The organism is Stenotrophomonas maltophilia group sp. SKK55 (assembly GCF_057179845.1).
Genome location: NZ_JBXUHP010000018.1, coordinates 809,273 through 824,139 on the forward strand (window position 1 = coordinate 809,273; position 14,867 = coordinate 824,139).

Annotated in this window: 16 protein-coding genes; 4 read left to right on the forward strand and 12 right to left on the reverse strand. The window is 67.3% G+C overall.

What is annotated here, in order from left to right; genetic code table 11:
* Window positions 1-204: 204 nt before the first annotated feature.
* The 3 genes from mutS (at window position 205) to katG (ending at window position 5,951) form a co-directional block, all read left to right on the forward strand.
* Window positions 205-2,760: a DNA mismatch repair protein MutS gene (gene mutS / locus AC2A1N_RS12815; RefSeq protein WP_484372557.1), complete on the forward strand. Its 2,556-nt coding sequence runs from the start codon at window positions 205-207 to the stop codon at window positions 2,758-2,760.
* Between the two features lie 206 nt (window positions 2,761-2,966).
* The gene (locus AC2A1N_RS12820; RefSeq protein ID WP_231352615.1) at window positions 2,967-3,566 is read left to right on the forward strand and encodes a DUF937 domain-containing protein; all 600 of its coding nucleotides are present in this window, start codon (window positions 2,967-2,969) and stop codon (window positions 3,564-3,566) included.
* A 147-nt stretch (window positions 3,567-3,713) separates the two neighbouring features.
* Window positions 3,714-5,951, forward strand: coding sequence for a catalase/peroxidase HPI (gene katG / locus AC2A1N_RS12825; protein WP_484372425.1), 2,238 nt, complete (start codon window positions 3,714-3,716; stop codon window positions 5,949-5,951).
* 219 nt (window positions 5,952-6,170) lie between these two features.
* Here the strand turns inward: katG and AC2A1N_RS12830 are convergent, their stop codons facing one another.
* Both AC2A1N_RS12830 and AC2A1N_RS12835 read right to left on the reverse strand, forming a co-directional pair.
* Window positions 6,171-6,578, reverse strand: coding sequence for an RNA-binding S4 domain-containing protein (locus AC2A1N_RS12830; RefSeq protein WP_005415742.1), 408 nt, complete (start codon window positions 6,576-6,578; stop codon window positions 6,171-6,173).
* A gap of 9 nt (window positions 6,579-6,587) precedes the next feature.
* Window positions 6,588-6,827: a hypothetical protein gene (locus tag AC2A1N_RS12835; RefSeq protein ID WP_061479154.1), complete on the reverse strand. Its 240-nt coding sequence runs from the start codon at window positions 6,825-6,827 to the stop codon at window positions 6,588-6,590.
* 62 nt (window positions 6,828-6,889) lie between these two features.
* Here AC2A1N_RS12835 and AC2A1N_RS12840 point away from each other — a divergent pair, with 62 nt between their 5' ends.
* Window positions 6,890-8,362, forward strand: coding sequence for an MATE family efflux transporter (locus AC2A1N_RS12840; protein WP_484372427.1), 1,473 nt, complete (start codon window positions 6,890-6,892; stop codon window positions 8,360-8,362).
* 68 nt (window positions 8,363-8,430) lie between these two features.
* On the opposite strand, the gene AC2A1N_RS12845 is transcribed toward AC2A1N_RS12840, so the two are convergent.
* From AC2A1N_RS12845 to AC2A1N_RS12890, 10 genes are all read right to left on the reverse strand, one after another.
* Window positions 8,431-8,838, reverse strand: coding sequence for a DUF1801 domain-containing protein (locus AC2A1N_RS12845; RefSeq protein ID WP_061479152.1), 408 nt, complete (start codon window positions 8,836-8,838; stop codon window positions 8,431-8,433).
* 38 nt (window positions 8,839-8,876) lie between these two features.
* Window positions 8,877-9,311: a DUF1801 domain-containing protein gene (locus tag AC2A1N_RS12850; protein WP_242890018.1), complete on the reverse strand. Its 435-nt coding sequence runs from the start codon at window positions 9,309-9,311 to the stop codon at window positions 8,877-8,879.
* Window positions 9,312-9,389: 78 nt separating this feature from the next.
* Window positions 9,390-9,770 carry a DUF6404 family protein gene (locus tag AC2A1N_RS12855; RefSeq protein WP_049417408.1) on the reverse strand — a complete coding sequence of 127 codons (381 nt, stop codon included), beginning with the start codon at window positions 9,768-9,770 and terminating at the stop codon, window positions 9,390-9,392.
* Between the two features lie 82 nt (window positions 9,771-9,852).
* Complete coding sequence (gene rplS / locus AC2A1N_RS12860; protein ID WP_005415736.1) at window positions 9,853-10,254, reverse strand: 50S ribosomal protein L19; 402 nt, start codon at window positions 10,252-10,254, stop codon at window positions 9,853-9,855.
* Window positions 10,255-10,408: 154 nt separating this feature from the next.
* On the reverse strand, window positions 10,409-11,167 hold the full coding sequence (gene trmD / locus AC2A1N_RS12865; RefSeq protein WP_005415735.1) for a tRNA (guanosine(37)-N1)-methyltransferase TrmD: 759 nt from the start codon (window positions 11,165-11,167) through the stop codon (window positions 10,409-10,411).
* Between the two features lie 8 nt (window positions 11,168-11,175).
* Window positions 11,176-11,688 (reverse strand): ribosome maturation factor RimM, encoded by a 513-nt coding sequence (rimM, locus tag AC2A1N_RS12870; protein ID WP_005415734.1) that lies wholly within the window; start codon window positions 11,686-11,688, stop codon window positions 11,176-11,178.
* Window positions 11,689-11,732: 44 nt separating this feature from the next.
* Window positions 11,733-11,993: a 30S ribosomal protein S16 gene (gene rpsP, locus AC2A1N_RS12875; protein ID WP_005415733.1), complete on the reverse strand. Its 261-nt coding sequence runs from the start codon at window positions 11,991-11,993 to the stop codon at window positions 11,733-11,735.
* Window positions 11,994-12,181: 188 nt separating this feature from the next.
* A complete protein-coding gene (locus tag AC2A1N_RS12880; protein WP_484372430.1) occupies window positions 12,182-12,784 on the reverse strand; it encodes a suppressor of fused domain protein in 603 nt (200 codons plus the stop codon).
* Window positions 12,785-12,912: 128 nt separating this feature from the next.
* Complete coding sequence (locus tag AC2A1N_RS12885) at window positions 12,913-13,695, reverse strand: aminotransferase class IV family protein (RefSeq protein WP_484372432.1); 783 nt, start codon at window positions 13,693-13,695, stop codon at window positions 12,913-12,915.
* Window positions 13,692-14,768, reverse strand: coding sequence for an NAD(P)H-dependent flavin oxidoreductase (locus AC2A1N_RS12890; protein ID WP_484372434.1), 1,077 nt, complete (start codon window positions 14,766-14,768; stop codon window positions 13,692-13,694). Before AC2A1N_RS12890 ends, AC2A1N_RS12885 begins: the two co-directional genes overlap by 4 nt.
* Window positions 14,769-14,867: the final 99 nt, after the last annotated feature.

A 14,867-nucleotide genomic window follows, 5' to 3' on the forward strand; every position in this document is an offset into this window, starting at 1 on the left:
CCCAGGACCATTGCTACAAGCCGTTGCTACACCCGATAGAGCACTCTCGGCCGCATATCGCTACAACGTCGCTACAACAAACACCGTCACTCGCCCTCATTCGCCTCGAATCACCGCCACTGCCTCGAACAACGCAGACCTCAAGTGACTGATATCAAAGAAAACACTGAAACCACCAAGGGTTCCAAGGAACATACGCCTGCGATGAAGCAGTTCTTCGCAGCCAAGTCCGAGTACCCGGACCTGCTGCTGTTCTTCCGCATGGGCGACTTCTACGAGCTGTTCTACGACGATGCGCGCAAGGCCGCGCGCCTGCTCGACATCACCCTGACCCAGCGTGGCAGCTCCGGCGGCGCGCCGATCCCGATGGCCGGCGTGCCGGTGCATGCCTACGAAGGCTACCTGGCAAGGCTGGTGGCGCTGGGCGAGTCAGTGGCGATCTGCGAGCAGATCGGTGACCCGGCGCTGGCCAAGGGCCTGGTCGAACGCAAGGTGGTGCGCATCGTCACCCCCGGCACCGTCACCGACGAAGCGCTGCTGGACGAGCGCCGTGACACCCTGCTGATGGCGCTGTCGCGCACGAAGCAGGGCTACGGCCTGGCCTGGGCCGACCTGGCCGGTGGCCGCTTCCTGGTCAACGAAGTGGAAACCGACGACGCCCTGGAAGCCGAGCTGGCACGGCTGGAGCCGGCCGAGCTGCTGGTGCCCGACGAGGAGAACTGGCCGGAGTTCCTGCGCCAGCGCACCGGCGTGCGCCGCCGTGCGCCGTGGCTGTTCGACGCCGACAGCGGCCGCCGCCAGCTGCTGAACTTCTTCAAGCTGCACGATCTGAGCGGCTTCGGTATCGATGACAAGCCCCGTGCCACCGCCGCCGCCGGCGCCCTGCTCGGCTATGTCGAGGAAACCCAGAAGCAGCGCCTGCCGCACCTGACCTCGATCGCGATGGAAACCGCTGGCGAGGCGATCGCGATGAACGCCGCCACCCGTCGCCACCTGGAACTGGACACGCGCGTCGACGGCGATACCCGTAATACCCTGCTGGGCGTGCTCGACAGCACGGTGACGCCGATGGGCGGCCGCCTGCTGCGGCGCTGGCTGCACCGCCCGCTGCGCCTGCGCGAGGTCCTGGTACAGCGTCACCATGCGGTGGAAACCCTGATCGACCGCGGCAGCGACGCCGATATCCGCGAACAGTTCCGCCGCCTGGGCGACCTGGAACGCATCCTCACCCGCGTCGCGCTGCGTTCGGCGCGCCCGCGCGATTTCTCCACCCTGCGCGATGGCCTGGGCTTGCTGCCCGCCGTGCGCGAGGTGCTGGCGCCGCTGGATTCGCCGCGCCTGCAGGCCCTGCACGCCGCGCTGGGCGAGCATGACGCGTGCGCGCAGCTGCTGGCCAGCGCCATCGCCGAGATGCCACCGCTGAAACTGAGCGACGGCGGCGTGCTTGCCGACGGCTTCGACGAAGAGCTGGACGAGCTGCGCCGCCTGTCCACCCATGCCGACCAGTTCCTGGTGGACCTGGAACAGCGTGAACGCGAAAGCAGCGGCATTCCTACCCTGAAGGTGGGCTACAACCGCGTGCACGGCTACTACATCGAGATCAGCAAGGGCCAGTCCGACCGTGCGCCGGTGCACTACACCCGCCGCCAGACGCTGACCAATGCCGAGCGCTACATCACCGAAGAACTGAAGGCGTTCGAAGACAAGGTGCTGTCCGCGCGCGACCGTTCGTTGTCGCGAGAGAAATACCTGTACGAGCAGCTGCTGGACACCCTCGGCGAACAGCTGGAACCGTTGAAGCAGTGCGCCGCTGCGCTGAGCGAACTGGACGTGCTGGCCGCCTTCGCCGAGCGCGCGCAGGCACTGGACTGGTCGCGCCCGGAACTGGAAACGGCACCGTGCCTGAAGATCGAGCGTGGCCGCCATCCGGTGGTCGAAGCGGTGCGTGAGCAGCCGTTCGAACCGAACGACCTGGACCTGCATCCCGACCGTCGCATGCTGGTCATCACCGGCCCGAACATGGGCGGTAAATCGACCTACATGCGGCAGAACGCGCTGATCGTGCTGCTGGCCCATATCGGCAGTTTCGTGCCGGCCAGCCGCGCTGTGATCGGCCCGATCGACCGCATCCTGACCCGCATCGGCGCCGGTGACGACCTCGCCCGCGGGCAGTCGACCTTCATGGTCGAGATGGCCGAGACCAGCTACATCCTGCATCACGCCACCGCCCATTCGCTGGTGCTGATGGACGAGATCGGCCGCGGCACCTCCACCTACGACGGCCTGGCGCTGGCGGACGCGGTGGCCCGCCACCTGGCCCACCAGAATCGCTGCTACACGCTGTTCGCCACCCATTACTTCGAACTGACCGCGCTGGCCGACGAACAGCATGAGGGCGGCCGCAGTGGCATCGCCAACGTGCACCTGGACGCCGTCGAGCACGGTGAGGGGCTGGTGTTCATGCACGCGGTGAAGGATGGCCCGGCCAACCGCAGCTTCGGCCTGCAGGTGGCGGCACTGGCCGGCCTGCCGCGGGCTACTGTGGCGCAGGCGCGTCGCCGCCTGGCCGAGCTGGAACAGCGCGGCGGTGAAAGCCACGCGGCCGAACTGGCACCGCAGGCACTGGATGCACCGCAGCAGTTCGGCCTGTTCAGCGCGCCGTCCAGCAAGGCGCAGGAAGCGCTGGCGGCGATCGACCCGGACGAGTTGACGCCGAAGCAGGCGCTTGAGGCGCTGTACCGGTTGAAGACGCTGCTGTAACCGCGCCCGCTGGCAGGCCTGGGCCGAGCGCGGGCTCGGCTCTACAACTCACGCCCTGCCTGTAGAGCCGAGCCCATGCTCGGCTCCACAACGACCCCGTGGCGCTCTGTCTGTAGAGCCGGGCCCATGCTCGGCTGCCTTCGCATTCCCGTAGTGCACGCAGCGTTATGCTCGGGCCGTCCTTCCTTCACAGAACAGAGACTGCCATGAACACCGAATCGCTCGCTGCATCCCTCTTCCAGCAGCTGCAGCAGGGCCAGGGCCTGCAGCAGGTGTCCCAGCAACTCGGCCTGGACAGCAGCCAGACCGCCCAGGCCGTCGGCAGCGCCCTGCCCCTGCTGCTTGGCGCGATGGGGCAGAACGCCAGTGAGCCGCAGGGCGCGCAGTCGCTGCTCAACGCGTTGCAGCGCGACCACAGCGGTGGCGGCGGTTTCGACCTGAGCGGGATCCTGGGCGCGGTGATGGGCGGGGGCGGCAGCGGCGCCACCGATGGCGCCGGCATCCTCGGCCACGTGTTCGGTGGCCAGCAACCGCAGGCGGCACAACTGCTCGGGCAGAAGACCGGTCTCGACAGCGGCACTTCGGGCAAGCTGCTGGCAATCCTCGCCCCCATCGTCATGTCCTTCCTGGCCCAGCGCTTCGCCCAGGGTGGCAACGCAGGCCAGCTGAGCCAGGCATTGGGCCAGGAAACGCAGCAGTCCGGCGGCATCGGCAACCTGCTCGGCGGCGTCCTGGACCAGGACGGCGACGGCCAGTTCGGAGCCAGTGACTTGATGAAGCTGGGCGCGGGCCTGCTGAAGCGTTGATCGGACACGACCGTCCTAGTCGGACGGCTCCATAGTTCGCCACTATCGCATCGGTTGAATCAATCGAATTTACCCATTGGTAGGCGCCACCTATCGTGGTCAGGCCTCCCCCGATTCCACCTTTCGCCAGTCCACAGGTAGAGACCCATGAAAAGCGAAGCGAAGTGCCCGTTCAACCATGCCGTCGTCGGCGACGCGACGACCAACCGCGACTGGTGGCCGAACCAGTTGCGCGTGGACCTGCTCAACCAGCATTCGGCGCGCTCCAATCCGCTCGATGCCGGCTTCGATTACGCCAAGGCCTTCAAGGGGCTGGACTACACCGCGCTGAAGGCGGACCTGAAGGCGCTGATGACCGATTCGCAGGACTGGTGGCCGGCCGACTTCGGGCACTACGGTGGCCTGTTCATCCGCATGGCCTGGCACAGTGCCGGCACCTATCGCATCGGCGACGGCCGCGGCGGCGGCGGTCGTGGCCAGCAGCGCTTCGCACCGCTCAACAGCTGGCCGGACAATGTCAGCCTGGACAAGGCCCGGCGCCTGCTGTGGCCGATCAAGCAGAAGTACGGCCAGGCCATTTCCTGGGCCGACCTGCTCATCCTCACCGGTAACGTCGCTCTGGAATCGATGGGGTTCAAGACCCTGGGCTTTGCCGGCGGCCGCCCCGATACCTGGGAGCCGGACCAGGATGTGTACTGGGGCCGCGAGACCACCTGGCTGGGCGGTGACGTGCGCTACAAGCATGGCTCGGAAGGCGTTGAAGAGAACCATGGCGTGCTCGTATCCGATGACGATGCGGACGGCGACGTGCACTCGCGCACGCTGGAAAACCCGCTGGCCGCAGTGCAGATGGGCCTGATCTACGTCAATCCGGAGGGGCCGGATGGCAACCCGGATCCGGTGCTGGCCGCGCATGACATCCGCGATACGTTCGGCCGCATGGCCATGGACGACGAGGAAACCGTCGCGCTTATCGCCGGCGGCCACAGCTTCGGCAAAACCCACGGTGCCGGCCCGGCCGACAACGTCGGCAAGGAACCGGAAGCCGCCGGGCTGGAAAACCAGGGCCTGGGCTGGGCCAGCAGCTTCCGCAGCGGCAAGGGCGGCGACGCCATCACCAGCGGCCTGGAAGTGACCTGGACGCGCACCCCGGCGCAGTGGAGCCACGATTTCTTCGAAATCCTGTTCGGCAACGAATGGGAGCTGAGCAAGAGCCCGGCCGGTGCCCACCAGTGGGTGGCCAAGAACGCCGAAGCGGTGATTCCCGACGCGCACGACCCGTCGAAGAAGCACCGCCCCACCATGCTCACCACCGACCTGTCGCTGCGCATGGATCCGGCCTACGAAAAGATCTCGCGCCGGTTCCTCGCCGAGCCCCAGGCCTTCGCCGATGCCTTCGCCCGCGCCTGGTTCAAGCTGACCCACCGCGACATGGGCCCGCGCGCACGTTACCTCGGCCCGGAAATTCCGGCCGAACAGTTCATCTGGCAGGACCCGCTGCCGGAAGCACAGCACCCGCTGATCGACGCCAGGGACATCGCCGCGCTGAAGCAGCAGATCGCCGCAGCGGGCCTGAGCGTCGCCGAGCTGGTGTCCACCGCATGGGCGTCGGCTTCGACCTTCCGTGGTTCGGACAAGCGCGGCGGCGCCAACGGTGCGCGCATTCGTCTGGCGCCGCAGAAGGACTGGGCGGTGAACCAGCCGCAGCAGCTGGCCAAGGTGCTGGCCGCGCTGGAAAAGGTGCAGGCCAGCTTCAATGCCGGCGGCAAGCACGTGTCACTGGCCGACCTGATCGTGCTGGCCGGTGGCGTAGGTGTCGAGCAGGCGGCCAAGGCCGGTGGCCATGAGGTCAGCGTGCCGTTCACCCCGGGCCGCACCGATGCCAGCCAGGAACAGACCGACGTCGAATCGTTCGCGGTGCTCGAGCCGGTCGCCGATGGCTTCCGCAATTACCTGAAGGGCGCCTACAGCGTGCCCGGGGAGGCGCTGCTGATCGACAAGGCGCAGCTGCTTACGCTGACCGCGCCGGAGATGACCGTGCTGGTCGGCGGCCTGCGCGTGCTCGGTGCCAATGCCGATGGTGGCAAGCACGGCGTGTTCACCACGCGCCCAGGCACGCTCAGCAACGACTTCTTCGTCAACCTGCTGGACATGGGTACGCAGTGGAAGGCCACCGGCCGCGAAAGCTACGAAGGCCGTGGCCGCACCGACGGCGCTTTGCGCTGGACCGGTACCCGCACCGACCTGGTGTTCGGCTCAAACGCGGTGCTGCGCGCATTGGCCGAGGTCTATGCCAGCGCCGATGGCGAGAAGAAGTTCGTGCAGGATTTCATCGCCGCCTGGACGCGGGTGATGGAACTGGACCGCTACGACCTGCACGGTTGAGGCGATCGGGGTAGTCGCCGGGCATGGCCCGGCGCTACCGGCGCGCTCCACCGGGTGCGAAGCGTCGGTTCGCATGCTCTCCGCAGCAGTACGCCATTTCGGCTGGCGTCCCGCAGCGCCTGGACGCAGGCACGGTCCGGCGAGCTCTCGTTGAAGCCGTTGCCACCGCGCTGCGGCGTATCCCGGAAGGTGATGTCGCCGGCGAACGCCGGGGCTGCGTCACAGCGCGTCGATGTCCCCCAGCGCGCGGATCAACCGGCGTGCGCGCTTGTCCGGCTTGTGCTCCGGCGGCTGGAACCCATCGCGCGCGGCGATGCGCAGCGCACGCTGTTCGGCACGACGCGCCTTGGAGGCCTCGCTCTCGGCATACAGCTGCTGCGCCGTCGCTGCGGGCCCGCGCTGATCGCTCAAGCCGAGCACCTGGACCTCGAAATGCTCTTCACCACGGTCGACCTGAAGCTGCTCGCCCACGCGCACCGCGCGTGAGGATTTCGGACGCTGCCCGGCAACGCTGACCTTGCCGGTCTCGATCGCCTGCTTGGCCAGGCTGCGGGTCTTGAAGAAACGGGCCGCCCACAACCAGATGTCCAGGCGGACACTGGGTGACAGCGGGGAAAGCTCGGGCATGGGGGCAGGCTACTCCAGTGGCTTGTTGAGGGGACGCGGGTTGTCCGGGTCGGCGCGGCAGCCGGTGCCGCCGATCAATGGCCGCACCCCGGAGGCCAGGTCCTGGCGCTGGCTGCCGACCAGGCACTCGGGACGGTCGGTTGGCCGGATCTGGGTATCACCCAGCCGGTCGTCCATCGAACATGCGGCCAATACAGCGCTGATCAAGGCCAGCGCCAACCTCCGCTCCACCTGCAGTCGTTGATGCATTGCCACATCCCGCGAACCGGCTTGGTGCTAGTGTGCGCCTCCCGGGATTCGATCACCACTCCATGGCCAAAGCGCCGCTTGACCTGACCTCCGGCCCGATCGGGCGCAATCTCCTGTTGTTCTCCCTGCCGATCCTGGCGGGCAACATCGCGCAGTCGCTGAACGGTTCGGTGAACGCGGTCTGGGTCGGGCGCTTCCTCGGCGAGGCGGCACTGACCGCCACCGCGAACGCCAACAACATCATGTTCTTCCTGATCGGCTCGGTGTTCGGTTTCGGCATGGCCTCCACCATCCTGATCGGCCAGGCGATCGGCGCGCGCGACATCGCGCAGGCGCGGCGCGTGGTCGGCACCAGCGCCACCTTCTTCATCGGCCTGTCGGTGATCATCGCCCTCGCCGGCTGGTTCATGGCCCATCCGCTGCTGGCGGCGATGGGCACGCCGGCCGCTTCGCTGCCATTGGCCGAGGCCTACCTGCAGATCATCTTCCTGGCGATGCCGACGCTGTACGCGTTCGCCTTCCTCACCGCCGCGCTGCGCGGTGCCGGTGACTCGCGTACGCCATTCCGTTTCCTGATGGTGTCGGTGGCACTGGACATCGTGCTGAACCCGGTGCTGATCTTCGGCATGGGGCCGTTCCCCGCGCTGGGTATCGCCGGCTCGGCCTGGGCCACGCTGGTCGCACAGACGCTGTCGCTGGCCGGCCTGCTGCTGTACATGCGGCACAAGCGCCACACCCTGTGGCTGGGCCGCGCCGACATGCGCCTGTTCAAGCTCGACATGACCATCCTCAAGGCGCTGGTGGTCAAGGGCGTGCCGATGGGCCTGCAGATGGTGCTGATCTCGCTGTCGGTGATCCTGCTGATGACCATGGTCAACCAGTACGGGACCGACACCGGCGCGGGCTACGGCGCTGCCCTGCAACTGTGGAACTACCTGCAGATGCCAGCGATGGCGATCGGTGCAGCGTGCTCTTCGATGGCCGCACAGAACGTGGGGGCGCAGCGCTGGGACCGCGTGCGCGGCACCGCGCGCCAGGGCGTGCTGTTCAACTTCCTGCTGACCGGCGCGTTGATCCTGCCGCTGGTGGTGTTCGATCGCCAGCTGCTGGCGCTGTTCCTGCCACCGGCCAGCCAGGCGCTGGAGATCGCGCGCCACCTCAACCACGTAGTGATCGGCTCGTTCCTGTTCTTCGGCGTCAGCTTCGTGATCTCCGGCGTGGTGCGCTCCACCGGCGCGGTGATTCCGCCGTTGCTGATCCTGGCCGGCTCGCTGTGGGGCGTGCGCGTGCCGTTCGCCGAACTGCTGCAGCCGTACTGGGGCGCCGATGCGATCTGGTGGAGCTTCCCGGTCAGCTCGCTGGTGTCGATGCTGCTGTCGCTGGCGTATTACCGCTGGGGTGGCTGGCGCAAGGCGAAGATGATGGGCAAGCCCTCGCATGCCGAAACGCTGGCCACGCCCTCGGAGATTCCCGCCTGCCCACCCTCGCCGGTGGCCGACCCGGATGCCGCACTGGAGCCAGCGCCGCCACGTTGAGGTGGGTGCGGACCGTTGGTCCGCACAGGCCTGTCAGCCGAGCATGGGCTCGGCTCTACAGAAGACGGTCAGCGCTTCTTCTTCGCCGCGTTGAACGTCGCCGCCGCGCGCAGCAGCGCCTTGAACGCAGCGGCATCCGGCATCGCGCCTTGATGGATATCGATCGCGCGCCGGGTGTTGCCGTCCAGGCTGGCATTGAACAGGCCCTTCGGGTCCGGCAGCGCCGCGCCGTGGGCGAAGGTCAGTTTCACCGCCTGCCTGTAGGTTTCGCCGGTGCACAGGATGCCGTCCTGCTCCCACACCGGCGTGCCGCGCCACTTCCAGGTTTCCTGCACGTCGGGCAGGGCTTCATGGATCAAGGCGCGCACGCGTGCCAGCGTTTCGCCGCGCCAGTCACCCAGTTCGGCGATGCGCGCGTCGATCAGTTCAGCCGCCGGTGTTCCGGCATCGGCAGGGTTCGGTGCATGCGTGACCATCAGCGGCTCTCGTCGGGAAGGGAATCGGAACGTCGGGGTTACATGCGCTCGCCGGGCAACGCGGCGGCCTGGCGCACCCAGTCGCGGAACTGCGTTTCATCCAACGGGGCATCTTCGAAGATGTGCAGGTAACGCGTATTGGCGCTCCTGGACGGCTCGGGCGGCACTGGCGCCAGTGCCGCGCCGCGGAAGAACGCCACCTTGATGTAGCGGGTGAAGCAATGGAAGCTGAGAAACCACCCTTCGCCCGGCGCAACCGCATACATCGGCGAGTTCCACTTCACCGCCTTGTGCACGCCAGGTACGGCCTGCTCGATCAATGCATCCAGTCGCGCGCCGATCGCACGTTTCCAATCCGGCATGGCGGCGATGTATGCCTGCACCGGCGCATCGCCCTCGCCCTTGGCGATCTGCGGGTTGCCACCGGACAGCAGCGTGGGCGCAGTGGAAGGTGCGGTTCGCTTGGCAGGCATCGCACGATACGTCCATCGGGATGAAGCTGCAGCCTAGCGCGGGCCCGCCGTGTGGTCACGGCGCAGTGCGCCATCGGCTCAGTCCGCCTGCCGTGCGCGGAACCGGCGCCAGTCCGGCAGCTTGCGGTGGCGTCGCAGCGAGCGCATCAGCGCTGCCATCACGATGCCGAACAGCGCGCCAGCCAACAGACCGGCTACCAGCAACAGCGCCAGCGGGCGCTCGCTGCCCTGCCACAGCATCAGCCACATCAGCGCGGTCCAGAACAGCCCGAACAGCAGGCCCTGCACCAGCGCATTGGTACCAAAACCAGCCAAGATCGGTGGTGGCAGCGCGATGCCCGCGCGCCACAGCAGGCGGTGCAGCAACGGCGCCGACTGCACGCGCGCCAGCCCCTTGCCGTCGAGAAAGCGCAGCGCCGACTGGATCACGGCGGGATAGCGCGGGTTGATATCGTTCATCAGCTGATCGTGGCCGATGCGATGCCGGAAACGCAAACGGCCACCCGAAGGTGGCCGTCACGGCAACAACCGAAGTTGTTTATCAGGCCTTGTCGGCCAGACGGGCAGCCTTGGCGGCAGCAGCGGCAGCCAGGTCTTCCTTGATGCGGGCAGCCTTGCCTTCCAGGCCACGCAGGTAGTACAGCTTGCCGGCGCGGACCTTACCACGACGCTTCACTTCGACCGAGTCGATGATGGCGCTGTGGGTCTGGAAAACGCGCTCGACGCCGTAGCCGTGCGAGATCTTGCGGACGGTGAACGAGGAGTTCAGGCCGGCATTCTTGGTGGCGATGACGACGCCTTCGTAGGCCTGCACGCGCTCGCGGCTGCCTTCCTTCACCTTCACGTTGACGACAACGGTGTCGCCCTGGCTGAACTTCGGCAGTTCACGGGTGATCTGGGCGGATTCGAATTCCGCGACGATGGACTTGTTCAGCTTGCTCATGGGTTACACCGATTCTTGTTCGGGTGGGCGTGTCGTATCGACAACGTGGGCTCATGCAGTCACCGGACTGTGCTGCACGTTTGTTTTGGGTACTGCGCGCGCCAACCGGGGCTGGCGGTAATTGACCATGATAGCCGATAAAGCCAGCCCTGCGCTAGGGGCTGGCCTTCTGGTTCCGGGCCTGGCGGCCCTGCTCCAGCAGTTTGCGGTCGGCCTTGCCCAGTGCCTGTTCATCCAGCAGGTCCGGGCGCCGCTGGGCGGTCCGGAGCAGCGACTGCTGGCGGCGCCAGGCGGCGATGGCCGCGTGGTTGCCCGAGCGCAGCACCTCCGGCACGTCCCCCAGCGGGTGCTGGGCCGGCTGGCTGTAATGCGGGCAGTCGAGCAGACCGAGGTCGCCCTCGAAGCTGTCCTGCGCCGCCGACTCCGCATCGTTCAGGGCACCGTCCTGCAGGCGGGCCACGGCGTCGATGATCACCGCCGCGCCCAGCTCGCCCCCGGACAGCACGTAGTCGCCGAGGGAGATTTCCTCGTCGACATTGGCCTCCAGGAAACGCTCGTCGATGCCCTCGTAGCGGCCACAGAGCAGGACCATGCGCGGCAGCGCCGCCAGTTCCCGCACCTTGGCCTGGGTCAACGGCGCGCCCTGCGGGCTGAGGTAGATCACCCGCGCAGGGGTTGGATCGGCCTCGCGGATCGCCTGCAGGCAGGCCTGCAGCGGCTCGATCAGCATCACCATGCCCGGGCCACCACCGAACGGACGGTCGTCCACCCGGCGGTAGTTGCCTTCGGCGTAATCACGGGGGTTCCAGCCATGCAGGCTGAACAGTCCCTTCTCCTGCGCGCGCCCGACCACGCCCAGTCCAGCGGACTGGGCGAGGAACTCGGGAAACAGGGTGATGACGTCGAAACGCATGCTCGCACTCAGAACTCGGGGTCCCAGTCGACCACGATCAGGTTGGCCTCGAAATCGACCGATTTGACGAAGTCCGGCTGCACGAACGGAATCATCCGCTCGCGGTCACCCCGGACCACCACCACGTCATTGGCGCCGGTGCTGAACAGGTGCGAGACCTGGCCCAGGGCGACGCCCTCGGTGGTCTTCACATCCAGGCCTTCCAGGTCCACCCAGTAATACTCATCGGGCTTCGGCGGCGGCAAGGCACTGCGGGCCACGTAGATCTCGGTGCCGCGCATCGCTTCGACCACATCGCGATCCTCGACCCCGGGAAAACGGGCCACCAGGTGCTTGCCACTGTCGCGGCCGCGTACACCCTCAACCGTGGTTTCCACGCCGGACGGGCTGCGCACGATCCACGGCTGGTAACGGAAAATGGCGGAACGAGGCTCGGTCCAGGACTCGAGCTTGATTTCGCCGCGCACACCAAAAGCGCCGACAACCCTGCCCAGCAGGATGCGGCGCTCGATATCTTTCATCTGCTTCAACCAAGAGGGCCACGCCGAAGCGTGGCCCGTCAGGATCAGGCCGCAGCGGCCTGGGACTTGGTCGCTTCCTTGATCAGGTTGCGGACCTTGTCGGTCGGCTGGGCGCCGTTCTTGACCCAATGGTCAACGCGGGCCAGGTCCAGCTCGATGCGCTTCTCGGCGCCCTGGGCGACCGGGTTGTAGAAGCCAACGCGCTCGATGTTGCGGCCGTCGCGCGCGCTGCGCACGTCGGTGACGATGATGTGGTAGAACGGACGCTTCTTGGCGCCGCCGCGGGTCAGTCGGATCTTGACCATGGTGTTTTTCCTATTGCCCAGTCGCCAGGATGGCGAGGTAAGCGGGCGATTATAGCGGCAGAGCCCGGCCTAGCCAACCCCATATGACGCCGCGCCCTCACGGTAGCGCCGGGCCCTGCCCGGCGGCTTTTGTTCAGCAATGTGATCGACTTCTGACTTACCCCGCCGACGTCCCCATGGCGATAACGTCAACGTGCTCCAGCGACAGGCGCCCGATGCATGTCCAGCACATCTACCTCGTGCCGCTGCAGCAGGTCGTCAAATGCATCGCCGCCAATCCGCTCGACAAGTTGCCGCTCGGATTCGTGGATGGCGATGCACTGCAGCCAATTGATCGCCACGGGCGGAACCTCCAACCCTGGAAAACTTGCGTCATTCCAGAAGAAGGGCAGCACCAGATAGACGTGCGGCATCCGGGTCGATGGGAAGTAGTCCTGCAGGATGTCGGGAATCACGCAACCCGGCCACACCGCCGCACGATCACGCATGATTGCAAAGGCGGTCGAGGCGACCACGTTGTCCCAGTGCTGCGTGTCATCTTCCGCACACGCGCACAGCTCGACGCGGGTTTCCAGCTCGTGCCCCTCTGAATGACGTAAAGCAAAATCCGATAGTCCGATGGACGAGATGGACTTCAGCCCTGCTTCAGGCGAGTTGGACGTCGTAAGGATATCGACCGAACGCAGGCGATGATCATCGTGAAAGGCCTGGACCTTCGGCCGCCCCTCACCGCCCATGATCTTGATTGCGTGCATCGCTACCGCGCGATGCTGCTCGGTGACCGTACTCATATCTGATTGGTACCCCGGTGCGTTGTTCGCTGCGGCGGCATCCGCCGGGCATGGCCCGGCGCTACCAGCTGCAACGCTTCAAGGTAGCGTGCGGCCATGCTTGGCGACCGGCAGCCCGCGCGCCTCGTTCAGGAGAGCGGCTGCCAGGCCACCGCCGCCAGCACCGCCCTGCCCTGTTCAGCCAGCGCCTGCGAGCCGGGCAGGACATGCCCGTCAATGGCCTCCAGCGCCCACAGGCCGCTGGCGTTGCAGGCAAAAGCCGCCTTCACGCCGGCCAGATCGGCCAGCGGCAGCGGCTGAGTGACCTGAGGTCCCGGCCAATGCTGCTTCAGCAGCGCCTCAGCCGTACCGCGCAGGGCCGGCGCCTGCGGCCAGAGCAGCCGTTCACCATCGTGCACGGCCAGGTTCCAGGTACTGCCTTCACTCACTTCGCCATCGGCGGTCACGAACAGCGCATCGTCGAATCCGGCCGCCAGCGCCGCGCGGCGTTCGGCGAACAAACCAAACGTGCCGACGTGCTTGATCTGCGGCAGTTCACGCTGCCAGGCCACGCTGCGCACGCGCTTGGCGACGGTCAGCGTCACCGGCGCTGACACCGCCACCAGCACGTCCACCGGCACCGCCGCCAGCGGATTGCGGAAATCGAAGCGGCGCGAGTACACCGTCACCCGCAGCGAGGCATCGGCCTGCCCTGACTGCTGCAATGCCTGCGCCATCCATGCCTGTACCTGCACCGTGTCCAGTTCGCTGCCGAACAGTTCGCGCGTAGCCTGTGACAGCCGCGCCAGATGCAGGTCCAGCCCCTGCACTGCACCACCACGCACCTGCAGCGAGGTGAAGTGGCCGTAATTCACCAGCGCCGGCAGGAGATCCTCCACCTGCGCCGCCCGGCCGTTGCAGCTCACCATCACGGCAGCAGTGCCTGCGCCTGTTCCCACATGCCGCGCAGCACGTCGGCGGCCGGCTGCGCCGGCGCCATCCACGCCGACTGCCCGGCCCAGGCCTGCATCGCCGCCAGACGATTCTCCTGTGCCGCCTGCCTGCGCATCGGGGCGGTCAGGCCGCGCTGCACCGGGTATGGACGCGGCGCGGGGGCGCCTTCTGCGGCAGCGGCGCGCACATAGGGCGTCGCCAGGCCACGGCCCAGGCGACCACTGAAGGCGCGGGTCGGCCAGGTGTCTTCCGGTTCGCTGGCGGCCAGCCCATCGGCCCACGCCGAAGCAATCGCCGCTTCCGGCGTGCGCAGGAAGGCGGTGCCGATCTGCACCGCACTGGCGCCCAAGGTGAGTGCGGCAGCGATGCCACGGCCATCGGCGATGCCGCCGGCGGCAATCACCGGAATCTGCAGCTGATCAGCCAGGCGCGGCAGCAGCGCAAACAGTCCCACCAGCTGGCGCTCGGCCATCGCCGGATCAAAGGAACCACGATGGCCGCCGGCCTCCGCGCCCTGCGCCACCACCGCGTCGGCGCCGGCGTCCTGTGCCGCGCGCGCTTCGGACAAGGTGGTGGCACAGGCGATCCAGGCGATGCCGGCGTCCTTCAACTGCTGCACGTGGCGCGGCAACAGCACGCCCATGATGGTCGAGGCCACCGCAGGACGCGCCGCCAGCAGTGCGGCGAACTGTTCTTCGAAGTCGGCCGGCGTGGCGTCGGCGGCGCTGGCCGGCACCTCCGGGCCCCATTGCGCGAGGAAGGCGCGGCTGGCGGCCTCGGCGGCAACGTCACGGGCAGGTACAGGGTCCGGCATCCACAGGTTCACCTGCACCGGACCGCTGGAGGCTGCGCGGAAGTCATCCATCCAGCGACCGATATCGGCCGAAGAGGACAACACCGCGCCCATTGCGCCCATGCTGCCGGCGTTGGCCAGCGCAGCCGACAACGGTACCGGGCAGGCACCGGCCATCGGTGCCAGCAGGATCGGAACGGAAACGCCAAAGCGCCGGCAGAACGCCTCGGCGCGGGAAGCTACAGCGGAACTCTGCATGACGGCCCATCGTTTCGGACAGGCCCCCATGGTGCGCGCAGGACAGGGGAAGAGTCGAGCCTGCTGCCCGACGGCCTGCTGCGGCGCTTGTGCGCCGCC